Raw genomic sequence first — 21,008 nt, 5'->3', positions numbered from 1 at the left:
GTTTACCTTAACTTAAGCGTTGCCAGCCCTAGCATGACTAGGAATAGTGAAATAATCCAAAAGCGAACAATCACCCTTGGTTCTGGCCAACCTTTTAATTCGTAATGATGGTGAATCGGTGCCATTCTAAAAATACGCTGACCACGTAATTTATAAGAACCCACCTGTAAAATCACCGACACCGTTTCCATAACAAAAACGCCGCCCATAATAACTAATAAGATTTCTTGGCGAACAAGCACGGCTATGGCGCCAAGTCCTGCGCCCAAAGCTAATGAGCCTACATCACCCATAAACACTTGTGCTGGATAGGTGTTAAACCATAAGAAACCTAAACCTGCCCCGACAATTGCGGTACATACAATCACTAACTCACCCGCATCAGGTAAGTGTGGAATATGTAAGTAATCAGCAAATTGTGCATGGCCAGATAAATAAGCGATCAATGCGAAAGCTGCAGCGACCATCACTGTCGGCATAATGGCTAAACCATCAAGACCATCAGTTAAGTTAACCGCGTTACTCGCACCAACAATCGTAAAATAAGCCAGTACGATATAAAGCATGCCTAATTGTGGCATCACATCTTTGAAAAATGGCACAACTAACTGAGTTTCACCCGGAATCGTCGCTGAGCTATATAAATAGATAGCTACCGCTAATGCTGCTATGGACTGTGATGCGTATTTCCAGCGTGCTATCAGACCTTTAGAGTCCTTTTTTACCACTTTCAAATAATCATCTAAGAAACCAATAGCGCCAAAAGCACCTAATACAAATAGCATGACGATGACATACCGATTAGATAAATCACCCCATAACAAAACACTGACAAAAATGCCGGCTAAAATAAGTAAGCCGCCCATTGTAGGTGTTCCACGCTTACTAAAGTGTGATTCTGGGCCGTCATTTCTAACAACTTGACCGATTTGTAATAACTGCAAACGTTCAATCAATTTAGGGCCAAACCATAAACTGAAAATAAGTCCCGTCATTAAACCTAAAATGGCTCTGAACGTGACATATGAAAATACATTAAACCCACTGTAAAACTGGGTTAAATACTCAGCTAAATAAGCCAGCATCTAAACAAACTCCCCGCGCCTATTGGCATCTAATAACACTTCAACTACAGATTCCATTGCTGCACTTCGTGAACCTTTGACTAAAATAGTTACCTCAGTTGGCAACTCAATTATTTTTTGTTTGATCGCATCTGCTACAGCATCGGTGTCAGAGTAATGTTCCGTACCAAATGCTTTACTTGTCGCAGACGTTAACTCGCCACAACAAAATAGCGCATCAATACCCGCTAATTTTGCTTGTTGTCCGACCTCTGCGTGCAAAAGGGCGCTATTGTCACCTAATTCACCTAAATCTCCCAGCACTAAACAACGAAAACCTCGAGATTGTTTTAACCAGGTAATGGCGGCATCCACAGATGTAGGATTGGCGTTATAACTATCATCTACAAGTAAAATTCGACCTAACTTGTGCGGCACCATTCTTCCCTTAACAGGAGACAGTTTTGTTAGCCCGGAAATAATATCTTCAACGGAAATACCAAGCGCACAACAAATAGCAGTAGCAGCCAATGCATTACTGACTTGGTGCTCACCCGCTAACGGTAATTGTACAGAATAAGATTGCCCTGAAATGACTAAGTTAAACCCATAGCAACCGCTGTTATCAGGCTGCAATGCCAATGCTTTAATATCTGCATCAGTCTCCTCAACTTTAGAAAACCTTAATTGTTTAAAAGACGCTGCTTTTTGTGATATAAAATCCGCAAAGTCATCATCAGCATTGATAATGGCGGTTCCATTTTCACTTAAATGATTAAAAATCTCTGATTTCGCTTGAGCGACACCTTCAATAGAACCAAAACCTTCAAGATGCGCTCGACCGACATTATTCACCAACGCCACCTGAGGCGTCACTAAAGATGAAGTATAATTAATTTCACCTTGATGATTTGCGCCCAATTCAAACACACCAAACTCATGCCCTTGTTCTAATCTCAGCAAGGTGAGCGGTACACCAATTTCATTATTAAAGTTACCGGCAGTAAACAGCACGTTATGCTGCTGCGTTAAGATAGCAGCGACCATTTCTTTTACTGTTGTTTTACCGTTTGAACCTGTTAGTGCAATTGATTTTGGGTTTACTATAGTGCGAACTAACGCGCCAATAGCCCCCATTGCTTTTTGGCTATTGGCCACAATAATTTGCGGAATATTAACATCTAACTGACGCTCAACAAGTAACGCTTTAGCACCATTATCAATGGCTGTTTGAACAAAGCTATGCCCATCAAAGCGTAAGCCTTTTAAGGCAACGAATAGCGTACTTCCTTTCATTGCTCTGCTGTCACTGCTGACATCACTGATAGTCATATCACTACCAATGAGAGTGCCATTAAGGCTTTTGGTCAGTTCAGAAAGCGTTAATGCAATCATCAGCTTGCCCTTCCTGATATTGCGCTAGCATCTTGTGTTGTTAGCTGGATAGCTAATGCACGTTCGTCGTAATCAATCTTAATGCCATTGGCTTCTTGATAAGTTTCATGGCCTTTTCCCGCAAGCAGTACTATATCCCCAGCTTGTGCGAGTGAAGTGATAATATGTATCGCCTTAATGCGATCAACTTCAGTTAACGCTTGTTGCGGTTGCTCAAGCCCTGCTAATACATCAGCAATAATCGTTTTGGGATCCTCACTACGGGCATTGTCACTGGTGACCATCACTTTATCAGCGAACTTTTCAGCTGCTTGTGCCATCAATGGGCGCTTACCTTTATCTCGGTCACCACCACAGCCAAACACGCACCACAAGGTCCCTTGGCAATGAATACGCAATGCTTTTAAAGCATGTTCGATAGCATCTGGGGTGTGAGCGTAATCAACCACCAAGGTTGGACCCTTGTGTTGGTTAAAGCGCTCCATTCGACCAGCGACAGGCGTGAGTAATGGCACCACCTCAAGTAACTCTTCCATATCATAACCTTGCAAATATAGACCGCTTAATGCAGCTATAAGGTTAGATAGGTTAAAGTCACCTAATAAAGGAGATGCAATTTTGCCTTGAGCAGTTATTTTTTTATTATTTGCTAAACTGTCAGTTGCACCACGGGCTGGATAAACAAAATCACAGCAAACACCTGCATCATGGAACTGCATGTTTGTTGTATAGAAATGACTAGATTGATGTTCGGTTAAACTGAACCCGAAAATCGATTGATTAGCCAGTTCATTGAACCACTGCAAACCAATTGCATCATCAAGATTTACCAGGCCATGTCTGACACTCGAAAAAGAAAACAAGCGTTTTTTCGCAGCACCATAAGCATTCATATCACCATGATAATCAAGGTGGTCACGGCTTAAATTGGTAAAAATGGCCGTATTAAAAGGAACGGCTTCGACACGCCCCTGTACTAAACCATGGCTTGAAACTTCAATTGCGCACACATTTACTTGTTCAGTTTGAAATTGGTGCAACTGCTTAATTAGCGTAATGGCATCAGCAGTCGTATTGCCACTGTCGACTAAATTGCCCCACACGCCGTTACCCAATGTGCCCATGACTGCGGCTTTTCGCTGCATGAGTGTGACTAGTTGAGCGATTAGCTGACTAACTGATGTTTTCCCATTGGTCCCAGTCACTCCAATGATTGCCATTGGAGATTGATTAACAGGATAAAGCTGCGCTGCAACTGCCGACAGTTGTCGTCCTAATTGAAAAAACGACACCAACACCGCACCTGACTCAAGATAGTCAACCTTGCCGTGTTCATCGGGATTATCAGTATGTAGCAATACTCCAACCGCCCCATTGTCGATAGCTTTAGCAATAAATTGCTTACCATCGACTTTGTGACCAGGAAGCGCGACAAACAAGCAGCCTTGAGAGACTTGGCGGCTATCCAGTGTCATTGCTGAGATAGATTCTATTCCAGAGTAGTGGAACCATGGTGCTAGCAAATCACTAAGAAGCATTATTCTGCCCTCCGAGCAATTGCAGCCAATTTAACTTTTTCTTGTTCATTTAACGGTTCAACATTGAGCATTTGTAATGCACCAGACATTATTTTAGCAAACGCAGGCCCAGCAACATCACCACCGTGATAACGGTCGCCTTTGGGTTCATTTACCACAATTGAAATTGCTAAGCGCGGATTATGAACTGGCGCAACGCCAGCAAACAATGAAACATAATCATCACCATAACCACCAGCAATAGACTTACGACTGGTACCGGTTTTGCCTGCGATAGGATAACCGTCAATATGCGCTTTAGTGGCCGTGCCACCTCGCTCTGTCACACCCAGCATCATTTCCATGACATCTTTAGCGACTTGCTCAGAGATCACTTGCTCGCCTCTTGGCGCTTGCTTGAGCTTTAATATTGAAACAGGATATAAAACACCACCACTACCCAAGGTTGCATACATTCTTGCAAGTTGAAGTGGTGTAGCCGTTAAACCATAACCATAGGATAACGTGGCGCGTTCAAAATCGGACCAACGGCGACGGTCATGAATAACCCCTGCGCTTTCACCTGCTAAATTAATACCAGAGTAATTACCTAAGCCCATAGACTGATAAGTACCCAGCAACTCTTGTACCGGCATAGACAACGACACTTTACTGATACCGACGTTACTGGATTTCACTAGAATTTTATCTAACGTCATATTGCCGTAGTTAACTGTGTCACGTACTTGGCGACCACCAACACGCATCCAACCTGGTGAGGTATTAATAATGTCATTACGTTTAACTGTGCCAGCTTCTAATGCAGCAGCAACAACAAACGGTTTAACGGTAGAACCAGGTTCAAAGGTATCGGTTAAGGCGCGATTACGCATCCGATAAGATTGAAGGTTTTCACGAGAATTTGGATTGTATGACGGGGTATTTACCATCGCCAGCACTTCACCGGTGTGGACATCAAGTACCACGACGGAACCAGACGTCGCTTGGTTAATCTCAGTGGTGCGTTTGAGTTCACGATAAGCTAATTGCTGAATACGTTGATCGATACTTAGCACTAAGTCGTTTGAGCTTTCGCCCTCTTCAACCATATCAAGACGCTGCACAACTTTGCCATCGCGAGACTTGCGAACTTTTTGTTTCGAAGGCGTACCGGTTAACCAACTATCGTAAGCATTTTCAATGCCTTCAATACCCACATCATCAATATTAGTGAGTCCGACTAATTGCGCAGCGGTTTCTCCAGCGGGATAATAACGGCGGGATTCAGACTTTAGATAAATGCCTGCGATTTTGAGCTGTTTAATATAATCAGCGACGGCTGGCGTTACTTGACGTTTTAGATAAATAAATCGACGTTTAGGGTTTTTCTTAACCTTGGTAACAATGCTGTCTACGGGTACATGTAATATATCAGCAAGCGCTTGCCAACGACGCATATCTTTAAAAGCATCTTCATCATGGGATACTTTAGGATCAGCCCAAACTGCACGAACTGGAACGCTGACTGCCAGCATCTCACCATTTCGGTCAGTAATGAGTCCACGTTGCACCTGATTACTCGTGGTTCTCAAGGTACGCATATCACTTTCATGACGTAACTTATCAGGCTCAATAATCTGAATAAAAGCAGCTCGAGCGATTAAAGCAGTAAACAAAAACAGCACAAAACCAACCACAACGAATAATCGCCATGGAATTAGCTCTGGATTTAGTTTGCGCTTAGCTTGTCTGCCCATTATTCCTTTCTCATTGCAGCCTAATAACCACTTCTTCTTTTGGTAGTGGTCGCACCATTTTTAACTCTTTGGTGGCAATTCTAGTTACCCGGCTATGCTCAGATTTAGATTGCTCTTCCAATAACAAGTTGCGCCATTCAATGTCTAAACGGTCACGCCCTTGCAATAATTGATCTAACTGCGAAGTCAGCTTACGGGTTGCATGGCTGGTATAAACCACCACTACCGCATTGCCGAGCACCACTAAAATCAAAAATACAATCCACTTATGTCGCCAGATATCAGCTAAAACAATTCGTGATAATTTTATTGATGACTCAGCCAATCCAACCTCACACTCTTAATATTCAAGTCGTTGTGCAACACGCAATACCGAGCTTCGTGAACGAGGATTTTGTTCAATTTCCACATCCGAAGGTTTCATTGCTTTGCCAATCGCTTTTAATTTTTTAGATTTATTTAATTCAGCTTCAGTAATCGGTAAACCGTGAGGCACTTCTGCACCTTGGCTATGGCGACGAATAAATCGTTTCACCATGCGATCTTCCAATGAGTGAAAACTGATCACTGATAGGCGACCTTCTGGTGCTAAAATTGAAACAGCACCTTCAAGGGCTTGATCTATCTGTTCTAACTCGCTGTTGATATAAATTCTGATAGCCTGAAACACTCGCGTCGCCGGATGTTTATTTCGCTCTTTATTTTTGGTAATACGCGCAATCAAATCGGCTAAATCTTTGGTTCTTAAAAAAGGTTTCTCGTCACGGTCTGCGGCAATGCAGCGGGCAATATGACGCGAGTTTTTCTCTTCACCATATGTCTTAAATACCCAAGCCATATCTTCGATTTCAGCTCTGGCAATCCACTGTGCTGCTGTTTGGCCCTGGCTATTATCCATACGCATATCTAACGGGCCATCACGTAAAAAACTAAAGCCACGTTCGGCATCGTCTAACTGAGGTGACGAAACACCAAGATCGAGTAACACGCCATCAATTTTACCTTCAAGGCCTAAATCAGTGACGTATTCCGCTAACTGGCCAAAACCACCATGGACTATCTGAAATCGAGGATCATCAGCAAACTGCTTTGCAGCTTCAATAGCTTGTGGGTCTCTATCGATTGCGATCAAGCGACCGTTTTCACCCAGCTGACTCAGCACATGTCTAGAATGACCACCACGCCCAAAGGTGCCATCGATATAGATGCCATCCTCTTGGATGTTTAAACCATCAACGGTTTCTTTCAGTAGTACAGATAAATGGGCAAATTCTTGACTCATCAGACTCTTCTTAAATTAATTATTTATAATGAAAAATTAGCTAATCTTTCATGGCTAGCAAGATCTTCAGCTTGTATCAGTTCATGGCTTTCATCCATTTGAGACTGCCAAGCAGCTTCATCCCACAATTCAAACTTATTCAGCAAACCCACTAACATGGTTTTCTTTTGGAGCGCGGCATATTGCCTTAACGCAGGAGGAACAAGTGCACGACCATTACCATCTAACTCACATTCATGAGCGTGGCCTAATAACCTTCGTTTCATTGATCGTTCAACTTTATCGGTATCTGATAGCAGCATTAACTTTGCCTCTATCAACTCCCATTCATGGATTGGGTAAATTAATAAACATCTCGATTGGATATCAACAGTGATAACGACAATGCCATTGTGCTCGGCGCGCAAGGAATCCCGGTAGCGCATTGGTATTGCGATCCGTCCTTTTGCATCCATATTTATCGCACTGGCACCACGAAACACGATGATTAATTCCTATGATTTGTTATTAAAAATCCCACAAATATCCACAATTCCCCACAACCCTTAAGTTTAGGGATAGAACACAAGTAATGTCAAGGGATGAAAAAATTAATTAAATCCAGTTCTGAAGCGGGTTAGCAGCAAATTTATTTTGATTTGTACAAGGTGGTAAAAAGTGGATTCTATGATGCTAAATGAACGAAACCATAGACATAAGAGCCCGTTTTTAAGTGATAAATGTGGGAATACCGATCTTAAATGTGACGTTTTTTATACAAAAATAACAATTACCCATTATTTAAGGGGTCGATTTTCAAATAAATATCCATCCAATGTGTGATAGAAGTTGTATTGGCTATCACTCATGTCAAAAACTTAAAAATACGCTCTACTCACTTAAATGATTCGAGCACTAATCAGCATCGTCATTTGAGATGCTAACTGTATTGATAAAACCAAACCAGAATAGATTAAACTTTAACCACCCCAGGCCGATAACAAGGTATAATAATTTTAGTGTTAAGGAGGTAATTATGAGTTTAGACAGTCTTTATGCGATTACGGCTAGACCACCAAAACAAGTAGGCACATTTAAAAGGGATGTAAAAAAGGTTAGCGATAGCCAGCTTATTAGTGCTGATAGTCATGAAGCTCCACAGTCTCAAGTGCCACCAAAGCAAGTGAGCACAAAACAGATAACTCAGAATGACAGCACAAATAGCGCAACTAAAGATCTGCATGATGAAGATCAAGGTCAACATATTGATATTGAGATTTAACTAATCTCAATATCCTCGACGAAGTGCTTAAATCTCGTGATTTCAAGCAAAGCTGTTTTATAGCGTGCTTCTGTAAGTAATTGTCTAAGCACTTGTATCAGTTCTTGTATATCGTGCTTGTGCTAATTGGTCGTTTGGCTGACCGCCTTTTTCCAACCGCTGTATAGCCGTTGTCGTGAATTATCGTCCATTGCAGAACTAAACTGTTTATCTGTAACCGCAATATCATGTAGTTCGTCGGTAGACTGCCAAAAATTAACCGCAAGTCCTGCTAAAAAGGCCGCTCCCATTGCTGTGGTTTCAGTCACTTGTGGCCTAATAACATCCACATCACTAATATCAGCTTGAAACTGCATTAAAAAATCATTAGCCACTGCGCCGCCATCCACTCTAATTTGTTTAAGCTCCACCCCAGAATCTTGTGTCATTGCTTCGAGTAAATCTTTGCTTTGATAAGCAATAGCTTCTAACGCCGCACGAATAATATGGCTGCGATTAGCTCCACGGGTTAATCCTACAATAGCGCCACGAGCATCTGGCTGCCAATATGGCGCGCCCAAACCAACAAAAGCCGGCACTAAATAAACCCCATTGGTATCATCGACTTTATTGGCAAAATATTCAGTATCTTGTGCATCCTGGATTAAACCCATTTCATCACGAAGCCATTGAATAACAGCTCCGCCCATAAATACAGCGCCTTCCAAGGCATAGTTAACTTTTAAGTCTCCACCTATGGCTATTGTGGTTAATAATCCATGGCTTGATGTCACGGCCTTATTGCCTGTGTTCATCAATAAGAAGCAACCTGTACCATAGGTATTCTTGGCCATTCCAGGTTCAAAACACAACTGCCCGAATAATGCTGACTGTTGATCCCCCGCCATTCCTGCAACCGCAATATCACCGCCTACAATACTGGTCGCCCCGTATACCGCACATGAGGGTTTCACTTCCGGTAACATCGACTTAGGAATATCAAAAGCTTTTAGTAGCTTTTCATCCCATTGTTGTTGATGAATATTAAATAACATGGTTCTTGAAGCATTGGTTGGCTCAGTGACATGGACTTTACCTTTTGTCAGCTTCCACACTAACCAGGTATCTATGGTGCCAAATAATAACTCTCCAGCGTCAGCCTTCTGTCTTGCACCTTCGACGTTATCTAAAATCCATTTAATTTTTGAAGCTGAAAAATAAGGGTCTAATACTAAGCCGGTTGCAGACTTGATATACGCTTCTAGCCCATCCGCTTTTAATTGCTGACAAATACCCTGACTTCGACGACATTGCCATACAATCGCATTGTAAACTGGCTTACCTGTATGCTTATTCCAAACCACGGTGGTTTCACGTTGATTGGTAATGCCTATGGCTGCAACTTCTTCACTGCTAATGGCTGCTCTTGCCAGTACTTCGATTAATGACGAACTTTGAGATGACCATATTTCCATGGGATCATGCTCTACCCAACCTGCTTGCGGGTATACCTGAGTAAATTCTCGCTGAGCAACTGCAACCATATTGGCTTTATGGTCGAAGACTATCGCACGTGAACTTGTCGTTCCCTGATCTAACGCAATGACATATTTCTTTGGATTCATCTGCAGCCTTTAAAGTCGATACTGTTTTTAGTTAATAATAATCAGATTTTCTGGGTTAACAAGTTAGCAGGATTATTATCTGATACTGATTAAAATCATGACAGATTAAACCGCAGATAACAAAAAGCCCCGCAATGGCGAGGCTTTGATGTATCAACAATAATGCTGGCTACATTTTATAGCTAAATTGCACACCCGCTAACCAAACATCAGCCTCAACATCGCCGCTGTAATTAATTGATGAACCTAGTAACTCTTGAGTCTCATCGATTGGCGCATCACCAATGCCTTTAATGTACGTAATGGCAAAATCAACAGTAAGGTTTTTACTGGCTTGATAACCCGCACCGGCACTAAACCATAAACGGTCAGAGTCTGGAATAGTGGTAGAGCGGTACTCATCTTGAGCAGCGCCATTATCTAACGCCATACCGCCACGGACTAACCATTTATCATTTAGCTGGTAAGTCGTGCCTAAGGCGAAGCGCCAGTTGTCTTTAAAGTGCTCTTCTTTAACTAAATCAGACTCGATTGGTAGTCCAGTTGACGGATCGATAGGTTTTATTTCACCAGGGAAATAAGCGACTAACTCATCAAAGACACTCCACTGAGTCCAGTTAACGCTGGCGTGCATGGCCCAGTTTTCCGTTAATTGGTGATGGGATGCAATTTCAGCAAATGCAGGCAATTCAATCGGTAAATTACCTTCAATACTAACGGTTGGATCCCCGCCATCATAAGCAAGACCTGATGCATGACCATCTAATTCCAGCTCTACACCACTGTGATAAGCAAAACCAAGACGATGGTCGTTATTAATTTGCCAGCTAGAACCAATTTTCCAACCAAACGCAATATCATCACCTTCCAAATATTTAAGGCTTGTACCCGCTTCGATTGGCAGTTGTGGTATACCTTCAATCCAGCCTGGTACAGATGCACCCACATTACCTTCACCATAAACAACACGCAAACCAGCACCAATGCTAACGGCATCATTCACTTTATAAGCAATGTTAGGATTAAACTCTATTGTGGTAATAGCCGTATCATCACCAAAAATGGCAGCAGGATGAGTCGCATCTAATTCCGTCGCTAAACCATAATTAGAGTTAAGGGCTAAACCCCAGGTCCACTTATCATTAAGTTGGTTTGAGTAGTAGAAATTGGGTACCAGTGCATCACCGGCAAAATCCTTCGCATCACTAGGGATAACAATTGGATCTGGTCCTAATAAAGGCGACGAAAGACTAATATCACCAAGTACATCAACATTAGGCATAATGTAGATTGCACCAGCTGAAAGTTGACGCCCTTCAAGATAAGTTAGCATTGCAGGGTTTTTAGCCTGAGCGCCTGCGTTGTCAGCCATTGCAGCTTCACCAGCAAATGCACGGCCTAGGCCTGTTGATGAATATTCAGCTAATTGAAAGCCAGCTGCACTTACTTGAGTTGTTGCCCCTAAAAGCATGGCACTTACTGCCACGGTTAATATTTTCTTTTTCATTATTAGTCTCTGCTTATGCAAATCTACAATTTGCTGAATCTCTTACATCATTAGAGCAATTGCTCAATTTGAAATCGACGCAAGTGTACTTATGCAGAATATATTTACAACTAAAAGCCATAAAACAGAGGGAATAACTGCCTTTCTATTATAATGAAGAATTTTAAGTGACTAGGATCACACTAATTTGTCTTATTAGCTGTAATTTTAGAAAATTAATTCGCTGAAGAAATATCTCTCACTAATAAATATAAGAAATTATTACTAATAATCAGATGATTACAAATAAATTTAAAGCTAACATTAGATCGCTGAAAACTGCAGTGAATCTAGCTACTTATTTACAAACCAAATTAACCAGTTAAAAATAATAATATTATTCAATCACTTACCGGTAGCAGAACAATCAAAAGCATAAAAAAACCTTCCAACGTTAGTTAGAAGGTTTTATTAAATACATTTTTAGTACAAGTGTAAGCTCAAATGTTAATGATTTATATTAAGCTAACAATTCCCTCATTTTGCCCCAAAATCATTAACTCCGCCAAGCTGGAATTTTGGCTTCGTAAGCGGTAATAGCGTGTTCAAATTCTAATGTTAAGCCAATAGCATCCAATCCATTCAATAACTTGTGCCTTGCTGACTCGGCCATTGAAAAACTGAATTTGCTGCCTTTTGGAGACGTAACCGTTAACGTTTCTAAGTCTACCGTTATCTCGGCGCCTTCTTGCGCTGCCACTTCAGCCATTAATTGACTGACTTCTTCTGCGGTTAACTTCACTGGTAAAAAGCCATTATTAATGGAATTGCCGTAAAAAATATCTGCAAAAGTGGGGGCGATAACAACCCGCAAACCAAAATCGGCTAATGCCCAAGGAGCATGTTCCCGGCTTGAGCCACAGCCAAAGTTTTCTTGAGCTAATAAAATAGACGCACCTTTATAGCGCGGTAGATTAAGTGAAAAAGTCGGGTTAGGTTGCTCGCCCGCGTCATCTAAATAACGCCAATCATGAAATAAGTGCACCCCAAAACCATCACGAGTGACCTTTGATAAAAACTGCTTAGGGATAATTTGGTCGGTATCAATATTTGCGCTATCTATTGCAACCGCTAAGCCCGTATGTGCTGTAAAAGCTTGCATCTGTTTCTCCTAGTGGGTTGGCAGTTAATAAGGCTTACGAATATCAACAAAGTGACCGGCAATTGCAGCAGCTGCTGCCATCGCGGGGCTCACTAAGTGAGTTCGACTGCCACGCCCTTGGCGGCCTTCAAAGTTACGATTACTGGTAGATGCACAGCGATCGCCAGCCTCTAATCGGTCATCGTTCATCGCCAGACACATAGAGCAACCAGGCAAACGCCATTCAAAACCTGCTTCTAGGAATATCTTATCTAATCCTTCCGCTTCTGCTTGCAGCTTCACCTGTCCAGAACCTGGTACCACAATCGCGACAACACCTTCGGCTACTTTACGGTTTTTAGCATGATGGGCTGCAGCACGTAAATCTTCGATACGAGAGTTAGTACATGAACCAATAAAAACTTTGTTGATGGGAATATCAACCATGTTTGTGCCAGAAGTCAGTCCGATATATTCAAGCGCTTTTTCGATACTGCCACGCACGGTTGGATTCGACTCAGACTCAGGGCTAGGTACTTGTGCATCAATGGAAACCACTTGCCCTGGATTGGTGCCCCAGGTTAACTGAGGTGCAATATCTGCAGCTTCAAGTACCACTTCTGCATCAAAAGTTGCTTCAGCATCCGTTTTAAGCGCAGTCCAATCTGCTATAGCTTGGGTCCAATCTTCGCCTTTTGGAGAAAACTCACGACCTTCAAGATAATCAAATGTGGTTTGATCTGGTGCTACCATGCCGGCTTTAGCACCCATTTCAATGGCCATATTACACAAGGTCATACGACCTTCCATGGATAAGGCTTCAATGGCTTCACCGCAAAACTCAACTACGTAACCGGTACCGCCATCCATACCTAGACGGCCGATGATAGCCAATACGATATCTTTAGCCGTAATGCCTTCAGCAACATGTCCACGTACTTCAATCTTCATGTTTTTTGCTTTTAGCTGACGTAAAGTCTGGGTTGCTAAAACATGTTCAACTTCAGAGGTGCCAATCCCAAATGCTAACGCGCCAAATGCCCCGTGAGTTGCAGTATGTGAATCACCACAAACAATTACAGTACCTGGCAATGTAATACCAAGCTCAGGGCCCATTACATGCACAATACCTTGGTTAGGATGATGAATATCATATAGCTTTACGCCAAATTCTTTACAATTTTGCGCTAAGGTTTCCACCTGAATACGCGCCATTGGGCTCATAGCATCAAGGCTTGCACTCAATGTCGAAATATTATGATCCATGGTCGCAAAAGTTTTTTCAGGCGCACGTAATCTACGACCAGCTGTTTTCAAACCGCTAAATGCTTGCGGTGAAGTCACCTCATGCACTAAATGACGGTCAACATAAACTATTGGCGCCTCTGAATCAGGTGATGCGACAATATGTGCATCCCATACTTTTTCATATAACGTTCTTGCTGCCATTAGACACCTTCCTTAATAGCATTAGCGATATAGTCACCCATTTCACAGGTTGATTTCGCGTTATGACGCTCATCGCTACTTAATAGCTCACCAGTTAAGTAACCCGCTGACAAGGCTTTGCCTACTGCGCGCTCTATCGCGCTAGCGGCATCTTCAAGCTTTAAGCTGTGACGCAGTAATAGGGCTGCAGATAGAATTTGCGCCACAGGGTTAGCAATGCCTTGGCCTGCAATATCAGGCGCACTGCCACCAGCAGGTTCATACATACCAAAACCGCTGCTATTTAAGCTGGCTGACGATAATAGCCCCATTGAACCGGTTAACATGGCAATTTCGTCTGACACTATGTCACCAAATAGATTCGAACAAAGCATCACATCAAATTCATTCGGACGACGTAATAATTGCATTGTGGCATTGTCGATGTAGATATGTTCAAGCTCCACATCAGGGTAGTCTTTAGCGACTTCTTCAACCACTTCACGCCATAACACTGAACAGGCTAATACATTAGCTTTATCCACTGAAGTGACTTTTTTACTGCGACCTTGAGCCGACTGAAAAGCAATATGGGCAATACGCTGGATTTCTTTACGGCTGTAGCGCATGGTATCAAAGGCTTCTTCGTCTTGGCCTTCGCCTTGACGACCTTTTGGCTTACCAAAGTAAATACCACCAGTTAATTCACGTACACACAACACATCAAAGCCACGCGAAGAAATATCGCTACGCAGTGGTGACATATGTTCAAGACCAGCGTGTAATTTTGCTGGGCGTAAATTACAAAACAATTCAAAGTGACCGCGTAGCGGCAATAGTGCGCCACGTTCAGGTTGATCGTTCGGCGCTAAGTTTTCCCATTTAGGGCCACCCACGCTACCGAATAAAATCGCATCAGAGGCTTCACAACCTTTTAAAGTTGCATCAGGAAGTGGGCAACCATGGTTATCAATGGCAATACCACCCACATCGTACTCGGCATATTCAATGTCTAGATCAAATCGGGCTTCAACTTCATTTAGCACTTTACGTGCCTCAGCCATTACTTCTGGTCCAATACCATCACCGGCCAATACAGCTACTTGATAACTCATACTCCACCTAACTCCCTATCTTTATGAATTTGTTGTTTAAAATCGGCCACTTTATCTGCACGGTACGTTAGGTTCATCACATGAACTAACGCCTGAGCTGATGATTCGACAACATCAGTTGCCAAGCCGACACCATGGAATGTCTGCTGATTATATTCAGCAGTTATATCCACTTGGCCTAAGGCGTTTTGACCCTCACCTTTAGCGCTTAATTTATAATTGGTAATATTGATGCTACGACCCGTTGCACGGGCAATCGCATTGTATGCCGCATCAACTGGGCCATTACCCGTTGCCGCTTCAGTGATTTCTTTATCATCAACCACTATACGCACTGTGGCAGTGGCAACCCCTTCGGTTGAATCCGAATGCACCATTAGATGTTCTAATGAATAGTTATCATCATCCTGGGATTGCGCTTCAATAAACACTAATGCTTCAAGATCATAATCGAATACTTGGCCTTTCTTATCTGCCAATTTCAAGAACTGCTCATATAGGCTGTCCATATCATAATCAGTTTGTTTGTAGCCCATCTCTTCCATACGATGTTTAATAACGTGACGACCAGAACGTGAGGTCATATTCAAGTTATTACGATTAAGACCAATACTTTCTGGGGTCATAATCTCATAGGTATTTTTGGCTTTTAGCATGCCATCTTGATGAATACCTGATGAATGCGAAAATGCATTGGTACCGACTACCGCTTTGTTCGCTTGAATAGGCATATTACATAACTGGCTAACAAGCGATGAGGTACGGTGAATTTCTTTAGCATTGATGTTGTTTTCAAGCCCAAGCAAATTCTTGCGAGTGGCCAAAATCATCGCTATTTCTTCTAATGAACAGTTACCTGCACGCTCACCAATACCATTAACGGTACATTCAATTTGGCGGGCACCATGTTCAACAGCAGTAATAGAGTTGGCTACTGATAAACCTAAATCGTCATGACAATGAACTGAAATAACTGCTTGGTCGATATTCGGCACACGGTTGAATAGGGTTTGAATAATATTGCCAAACTCACTTGGTATTGTGTAACCCACCGTATCTGGGATATTAATGGTTCGAGCGCCAGCTTTAATGGCTTGTTCTACCATACGGCAAAGGTTATCCATCGGCGTACGCCCAGCATCTTCACAAGAGAACTCAACGTCATCAGTAAAACGACGAGCGTATTTAACGGCGTTTACAGCCATTTCTAATACATCATCAAATGAACGCTTTAATTTACTTTCAACGTGAATCGTTGAGGTTGAAATAAAGGTATGAATTCGAAATTGATCAGCAACAGATAATGCCTGTGCTGCGGCATCGATATCTTTTTCTAATGCACGAGATAAAGCGCACACTCGGCTATTCTTGATGGTTTTAGCAATGGTTTGAACTGACTGGAAATCACCAGGAGATGACACCGGAAAGCCTACTTCCATAACATCAACACCAAGACGTTCAAGAGCCAGTGCGATTTGCAGCTTTTCTTTCACCGTTAAACTTGCCGCTAACGCCTGCTCGCCGTCTCTCAATGTGGTATCAAATATTATGACTCTATCGGACATCTGTTTTCTCCATCGAATCTTGTTGTTCACGTTAAAGTTTGTTCGGTTTACTAATGATTTTTGAGGTAAGCCTCATTTGTTTCATTAGATTGTTTGTTTGGTATATAAAATTACTCTAGAGCAGAAACAAAAAACCCCGCGGCTATTAGCGCGGGGTTTGTGAATGCTAGTAAACTTATTTAGCCTGTAACACAAAGGACTCCGCGCAAATATTGCGTAAGAGAAGAAGGAGACCCAGTAAGATGTTACCGCTATAACTATTCATTTTAATTAACTAATTATTCTGTCATTAAATTTATGTATACCTACTTTTTATCCTGACCAGCTTGCTGTGTCAACCCCAATTTATTCATCTTTTGACCATAGGTTTGGCTTGAAAGTATTATTAAGACTTAGTTTACTAATGAAAATAAATGTCCACATGCCCGTACACTGCTGTTTACACGTAATTTGTCACTTTTTTTGGTTCATAAAAATATGCAAAAAATAACATGACTATTTCTCTAAATAATCTATGTCAAAACACGTTTTCGTTATATAAAAGATTAAATAGGATTAATGAGCTGTGCGTCTTTGAGTAAGTAGTCTAGGTATACGTGCGTTGTTTTATAATTAAAACAGCAATGGCTAACCCGTTAATGGTTAGCCATGTTTAACAATTAAGATATGGGATAGTGAGCTGCAATGAGAGAGAGATAAGTTGCGGGAACTAAAATAAATCACTAGTTCTCGATGAGGTACTGGCTTATTTCATCTAAAAAGTCGCCACCAAAACGGCTTAACTTGCGCTCACCAACACCATTTACAGCCAGCATTTCACCGGCACTGGTGGGCACCATTGCAGCCATTTCAGCTAACGTAGCATCGTTGAAAACAAGGTAAGGTGGCACATCATGTTTTTCTGCCAGTTCACGTCGTAATAGTTTCAGTCTGGCAAACAGTTTACGGTCATATTGCTGCGGAGCACGGGATGTAGAACTTTTACGTTTGGTGGCCACTAATTGAATTCTAGGCTCAGCCAGCTGCAAACTCGCCTCTCCTTTCAATATAGGTCTCGCAGATGCATTTAACTTTACCGAAGAGCCGCGGGTAATATCTTGGCTAGCCAAACCTAAATGAATAAGCTGCCTAATCACACTGAGCCAATATTCATGACTGTGCTCTTTACCAATACCCCAAGTCGATAACTTGTTATGGCCGCGATCCATCACATTGGCAGCTTTTGAGCCACGCAGCACATCAATGACCTGGTTTACCCCGAAATATTGATTAAGTCTAAAGATGCAAGACAGCACTTTTTTAGCATCTTCGCTGCCATCATAGCGCTTAGGGGGCTCGAGACAAATATCACAGTTACCACAAGGTTTTGAGCCACTTTCATCAAAGTAATGCAGCAATACTTGTCGACGGCAGGTTTGCGCTTCAGCAAAGGCTGCCATGGTATTCATTTTGTGTAATTCAACGTCTTGCTGTGGGCCAGGTTCTGATTGCTCAATTAAGTGCTTCACCCGGCCGATATCAGCAGGGTCAAACAACATATACGCTTCAGCATCTAAGCCATCACGACCTGCTCGCCCTGTTTCTTGGTAATAAGATTCAACGCTTTTAGGGATATCGTAGTGCACCACAAACCGAACATTAGACTTATTGATCCCCATGCCAAATGCCACTGTCGCAACCACGATATCGATTTTGTCTTTTAAAAACTTATCTTGAATATCACCGCGCTCTTTCTGCGTCATTCCAGCGTGATAAGCCGCCGCGCTAAATCCTTGCAGCTTTAAACGATCAGCAACTTCATCAACTCGACGACGGCTGCTGCAATAAATAATGCCATTACTGCCTTTTTGCAATTGTAAAAACTGCTTGAGCTGATTTGCCGCATTGAGTTTTTCAACCACTGTATAGCGAATATTAGGGCGATCAAAACTGGATAATAAACAAAAAGGACTGATTTGAAGGCGCTGACAAATACTTTCACGGGTAGCCTGATCTGCCGTAGCCGTTAATGCCATAAGCGGCACATAGGGGAACAACTGCTTTAATTGACCTAGTGCGGCATATTCAGGTCTAAAGTCATGACCCCACTGACTAATACAGTGAGCCTCATCAATCGCAAATAATGATATCTGCAATTCTTCCATTCGCTCAATAAAATCAGGCCGTAGCAAACGCTCTGGTGATACATAAAGCAGTTTAATCTCACCTTTATGTAAACGTTTTAAAATCTCAACGGTTTCATCACGTGGTAAAGAGGAATTCAAATAAGCGGCAGCAACACCTGACTGAGTCAAGCTATCAACTTGATCTTTCATCAATGAAATGAGCGGTGAAACTACAATGGTTAATCCTGGTAGAACCAAAGCCGGTAATTGATAACACATGCTCTTTCCGCCACCCGTTGGCATAATCACTAGCGTATCTTGGCCGTTTAGCGTCTGCTCGATAATCTCCCGCTGTCCTTCACGAAAATCACGATAACCAAAAATTTGCTGTAATTGCTGTCCAAGCACATCTTCAACAACAGGCGTTGCGGAATCTTGTGCTGGAATTTGAGTGTCTACATGGCTAGAAATAAGATTATCCATCAATAAGGCTTAAGATCTGATTGGGCATTTTAAAGCACTGCAGTGCATATGTCTGCAAACAAACCACAACAGCTCAAATATGCAGCGTTGATTTTATAAAGCTAATTAAGTTAGATTAAATACTCTACACCAACAATAAAATCAATAAGGCCAAATATGACTACGGATGTCCAACTGCAAGCATTGAAGCAAGTCGCTGAAATATTTGATCAACATGTGCCTTTTCATAATCTATTAGGTTTAGAAATTAAACACTACGATGAAAATGGTGTTGAGGTGATGATTAAAATGAAGCCTGAACTCATCGGTAATATTCATCAAAATATTTTACACGGCGGTGTGACAGCAACCTTACTCGATGTGGTTGGCGGCTTAACCTGTTTTGCTGGATTAGTCTCAAGCCGAGATGACTGGACAATCGAACAATTAGAGAAGCGACTCACTACGCTGGGCACTATTGATATGCGAGTGGATTTTTTACGCCCGGGTCGTGGTGAGATATTTACAGGAACTGGTTCAGTGATCCGCTCAGGCAACCGTGTTTCAGTCTGTCGTATGGAACTTCATAACGAAGAAGGCACCCATATCGCTTTCGGTACAGGCACTTATATGGTGGGTTAAAGCATAAATGAATATTTGATCTTCAAGCTTTCCATTTATCTCAATGATAACTGACGATAAACCACGAGAGATATCGGCCATTATCATGGGCTAAACCAAGTGAAATTCAGCCCTTATAAAGACAATTTCACTCACCGATTTCTCTCTTCTAAAAATGATTCAGTTAATTGCTTGAGTGATTAACTGAGGCAACCTACAATCGCCACCTCATTGACACACTCCTGTGGACGTTCATGCAAGCTCTTGAAACACGTAAAGGCATCATTCTCGCTATTTGTGCTTATTGCCTATGGGGAATTGCCCCCCTTTATTTTAAATTATTGGGTGATGTGTCTGCCTTTGAAATACTAGCGCATCGGGTTATTTGGTCATTTGTATTCATCATCATTTTGATGAAATTCATGGGCGGATTTTCACGTCTAATGCTTTTAGTCAAAAGACCTAAACAATTACTGGTATTGGCGGTTACTTCGGTTCTTATTGCCCTTAACTGGTTGATTTTTATTTGGGCAATTACCAATGACCGAATGCTAGATGCGAGTTTGGGTTATTTCATCAATCCGCTATTCAACGTATTGCTGGGGATGGTTTTCTTATCTGAACGCTTACGAAAATTACAATGGTTTGCGGTGACGCTGGCCTTTATCGGGGTCATGATTCAGCTAATCTCATTTGGATCGATCCCAATGGTGTCATTAGCGTTAGCCACATCATTTGGCTTTTACGGTTTGTTGCGCAAAAAAGTCAATATTGACGCTAAGGCCGGTATGTTGGTTGAAACAGCGGTTTTACTGCCCGTGGCATTAACCTATTTAGCACTGACCCTAGATACCGCTTCAGCAAATATGATGACTAACGATATAGAAATGAACTTAATGCTCATTGCTGCGGGAATCGTGACGACCATACCTCTACTGTGTTTTGCTGGGGCAGCGATACGAATTCCATTATCGATGCTCGGATTCTTCCAATATATTGGTCCCAGTATCATGTTTATTTTGGCAGTTTTTTTATACAACGAGCCCTTTGATGTTGAAAAAAGCATTACCTTTGGGTTTATTTGGAGCGCGTTAGTGGTCTTTACAGCCGACATGGCACTGCAACGTCGCCGTCGCATAAAACAAAGCTAGTTCCAGATTCGCGCTAACGGCCTAATTCCTGACTCGCTTTCTTAACTCGCTCAG

The 21,008-nt window shown here is 42.1% G+C and carries 17 protein-coding genes; 3 read left to right on the top strand and 14 right to left on the bottom strand.

From position 1 onward, the window contains the following. Window positions 1–2 precede the first annotated feature (2 nt). Genes mraY through mraZ form a run of 7 tightly spaced genes read right to left on the bottom strand, consistent with a single transcriptional unit; the run spans window position 3 to window position 7,497 of the window. Window positions 3–1,085, bottom strand: coding sequence for a phospho-N-acetylmuramoyl-pentapeptide-transferase (gene mraY, locus FPK91_RS15710; RefSeq protein WP_144212217.1), 1,083 nt, complete (start codon window positions 1,083–1,085; stop codon window positions 3–5). Then, window positions 1,086–2,459 carry a UDP-N-acetylmuramoyl-tripeptide--D-alanyl-D-alanine ligase gene (locus FPK91_RS15705; RefSeq protein WP_144212215.1) on the bottom strand — a complete coding sequence of 458 codons (1,374 nt, stop codon included), beginning with the start codon at window positions 2,457–2,459 and terminating at the stop codon, window positions 1,086–1,088. Next, the gene (gene murE, locus FPK91_RS15700) at window positions 2,459–4,000 is read right to left on the bottom strand and encodes a UDP-N-acetylmuramoyl-L-alanyl-D-glutamate--2,6-diaminopimelate ligase (protein ID WP_144212213.1); all 1,542 of its coding nucleotides are present in this window, start codon (window positions 3,998–4,000) and stop codon (window positions 2,459–2,461) included. The genes FPK91_RS15705 and murE overlap by 1 nt, the downstream gene beginning before the upstream one ends. Further along, complete coding sequence (locus FPK91_RS15695) at window positions 3,997–5,733, bottom strand: peptidoglycan D,D-transpeptidase FtsI family protein (RefSeq protein ID WP_144212211.1); 1,737 nt, start codon at window positions 5,731–5,733, stop codon at window positions 3,997–3,999. Before FPK91_RS15695 ends, murE begins: the two co-directional genes overlap by 4 nt. Before the next feature lie 10 nt (window positions 5,734–5,743). Next, window positions 5,744–6,058: a cell division protein FtsL gene (gene ftsL, locus FPK91_RS15690; RefSeq protein ID WP_144212208.1), complete on the bottom strand. Its 315-nt coding sequence runs from the start codon at window positions 6,056–6,058 to the stop codon at window positions 5,744–5,746. Window positions 6,059–6,073: 15 nt separating this feature from the next. Continuing rightward, complete coding sequence (gene rsmH, locus FPK91_RS15685) at window positions 6,074–7,015, bottom strand: 16S rRNA (cytosine(1402)-N(4))-methyltransferase RsmH (RefSeq protein WP_144212206.1); 942 nt, start codon at window positions 7,013–7,015, stop codon at window positions 6,074–6,076. A gap of 23 nt (window positions 7,016–7,038) precedes the next feature. After that, window positions 7,039–7,497: a division/cell wall cluster transcriptional repressor MraZ gene (gene mraZ, locus FPK91_RS15680; RefSeq protein WP_144212204.1), complete on the bottom strand. Its 459-nt coding sequence runs from the start codon at window positions 7,495–7,497 to the stop codon at window positions 7,039–7,041. Between the two features lie 533 nt (window positions 7,498–8,030). On the opposite strand from mraZ, the gene FPK91_RS15675 reads away from it, so the two are divergent. Further along, window positions 8,031–8,276 carry a hypothetical protein gene (locus tag FPK91_RS15675; RefSeq protein WP_144212202.1) on the top strand — a complete coding sequence of 82 codons (246 nt, stop codon included), beginning with the start codon at window positions 8,031–8,033 and terminating at the stop codon, window positions 8,274–8,276. A 122-nt stretch (window positions 8,277–8,398) separates the two neighbouring features. Here FPK91_RS15675 and glpK read toward each other — a convergent pair whose 3' ends face one another. The 7 genes from glpK to recQ all read right to left on the bottom strand — a co-directional run bounded on the left by glpK (window position 8,399) and on the right by recQ (window position 19,203). After that, entirely contained in the window at window positions 8,399–9,880 is a 1,482-nt protein-coding gene (glpK, locus tag FPK91_RS15670; RefSeq protein WP_144212200.1) for a glycerol kinase GlpK, read from the bottom strand. 169 nt (window positions 9,881–10,049) lie between these two features. Then, the gene (locus tag FPK91_RS15665) at window positions 10,050–11,387 is read right to left on the bottom strand and encodes an outer membrane protein transport protein (protein ID WP_144212198.1); all 1,338 of its coding nucleotides are present in this window, start codon (window positions 11,385–11,387) and stop codon (window positions 10,050–10,052) included. 535 nt (window positions 11,388–11,922) lie between these two features. After that, entirely contained in the window at window positions 11,923–12,528 is a 606-nt protein-coding gene (gene leuD, locus FPK91_RS15660; RefSeq protein ID WP_144212196.1) for a 3-isopropylmalate dehydratase small subunit, read from the bottom strand. A 24-nt stretch (window positions 12,529–12,552) separates the two neighbouring features. Then, entirely contained in the window at window positions 12,553–13,956 is a 1,404-nt protein-coding gene (leuC, locus tag FPK91_RS15655; RefSeq protein ID WP_144212194.1) for a 3-isopropylmalate dehydratase large subunit, read from the bottom strand. Next, on the bottom strand, window positions 13,956–15,050 hold the full coding sequence (leuB, locus tag FPK91_RS15650) for a 3-isopropylmalate dehydrogenase (RefSeq protein ID WP_144212192.1): 1,095 nt from the start codon (window positions 15,048–15,050) through the stop codon (window positions 13,956–13,958). The genes leuC and leuB overlap by 1 nt, the downstream gene beginning before the upstream one ends. After that, window positions 15,047–16,615, bottom strand: a complete 1,569-nt coding sequence (leuA, locus tag FPK91_RS15645; RefSeq protein WP_144212190.1) for a 2-isopropylmalate synthase — start codon at window positions 16,613–16,615, stop codon at window positions 15,047–15,049. Before leuA ends, leuB begins: the two co-directional genes overlap by 4 nt. 722 nt (window positions 16,616–17,337) lie before the next feature. Continuing rightward, on the bottom strand, window positions 17,338–19,203 hold the full coding sequence (recQ, locus tag FPK91_RS15640) for a DNA helicase RecQ (protein ID WP_144212188.1): 1,866 nt from the start codon (window positions 19,201–19,203) through the stop codon (window positions 17,338–17,340). 156 nt (window positions 19,204–19,359) lie between these two features. On the opposite strand from recQ, the gene FPK91_RS15635 reads away from it, so the two are divergent. Continuing rightward, a complete protein-coding gene (locus FPK91_RS15635) occupies window positions 19,360–19,824 on the top strand; it encodes a thioesterase family protein (protein WP_144212185.1) in 465 nt (154 codons plus the stop codon). A gap of 233 nt (window positions 19,825–20,057) precedes the next feature. After that, window positions 20,058–20,954 carry an EamA family transporter RarD gene (rarD, locus tag FPK91_RS15630; RefSeq protein ID WP_144212183.1) on the top strand — a complete coding sequence of 299 codons (897 nt, stop codon included), beginning with the start codon at window positions 20,058–20,060 and terminating at the stop codon, window positions 20,952–20,954. Window positions 20,955–21,008 lie beyond the last annotated feature (54 nt).

Source organism: Shewanella donghaensis (assembly GCF_007567505.1).
GTDB lineage: Bacteria > Pseudomonadota > Gammaproteobacteria > Enterobacterales > Shewanellaceae > Shewanella > Shewanella donghaensis.
This window is presented reverse-complemented; position numbering and strand designations above follow the sequence as displayed.

What these genes read in the sequence shown, in the direction of transcription:
- FPK91_RS15665 (WP_144212198.1), bottom strand. Translation starts at nt 11,387, where the DNA reads ATGAAAAAGAAAATATTAACCGTGGCAGTAAGTGCCATGCTTTTAGGG.
- leuA (WP_144212190.1), bottom strand. Translation starts at nt 16,615, where the DNA reads ATGTCCGATAGAGTCATAATATTTGATACCACATTGAGAGACGGCGAG.
- glpK (WP_144212200.1), bottom strand. Translation starts at nt 9,880, where the DNA reads ATGAATCCAAAGAAATATGTCATTGCGTTAGATCAGGGAACGACAAGT.
- FPK91_RS15675 (WP_144212202.1), top strand. Translation starts at nt 8,031, where the DNA reads ATGAGTTTAGACAGTCTTTATGCGATTACGGCTAGACCACCAAAACAA.
- leuD (WP_144212196.1), bottom strand. Translation starts at nt 12,528, where the DNA reads ATGCAAGCTTTTACAGCACATACGGGCTTAGCGGTTGCAATAGATAGC.
- rarD (WP_144212183.1), top strand. Translation starts at nt 20,058, where the DNA reads ATGCAAGCTCTTGAAACACGTAAAGGCATCATTCTCGCTATTTGTGCT.
- recQ (WP_144212188.1), bottom strand. Translation starts at nt 19,203, where the DNA reads ATGGATAATCTTATTTCTAGCCATGTAGACACTCAAATTCCAGCACAA.
- mraY (WP_144212217.1), bottom strand. Translation starts at nt 1,085, where the DNA reads ATGCTGGCTTATTTAGCTGAGTATTTAACCCAGTTTTACAGTGGGTTT.
- rsmH (WP_144212206.1), bottom strand. Translation starts at nt 7,015, where the DNA reads ATGAGTCAAGAATTTGCCCATTTATCTGTACTACTGAAAGAAACCGTT.
- FPK91_RS15705 (WP_144212215.1), bottom strand. Translation starts at nt 2,459, where the DNA reads ATGATTGCATTAACGCTTTCTGAACTGACCAAAAGCCTTAATGGCACT.
- leuC (WP_144212194.1), bottom strand. Translation starts at nt 13,956, where the DNA reads ATGGCAGCAAGAACGTTATATGAAAAAGTATGGGATGCACATATTGTC.
- FPK91_RS15635 (WP_144212185.1), top strand. Translation starts at nt 19,360, where the DNA reads ATGACTACGGATGTCCAACTGCAAGCATTGAAGCAAGTCGCTGAAATA.
- FPK91_RS15695 (WP_144212211.1), bottom strand. Translation starts at nt 5,733, where the DNA reads ATGGGCAGACAAGCTAAGCGCAAACTAAATCCAGAGCTAATTCCATGG.
- leuB (WP_144212192.1), bottom strand. Translation starts at nt 15,050, where the DNA reads ATGAGTTATCAAGTAGCTGTATTGGCCGGTGATGGTATTGGACCAGAA.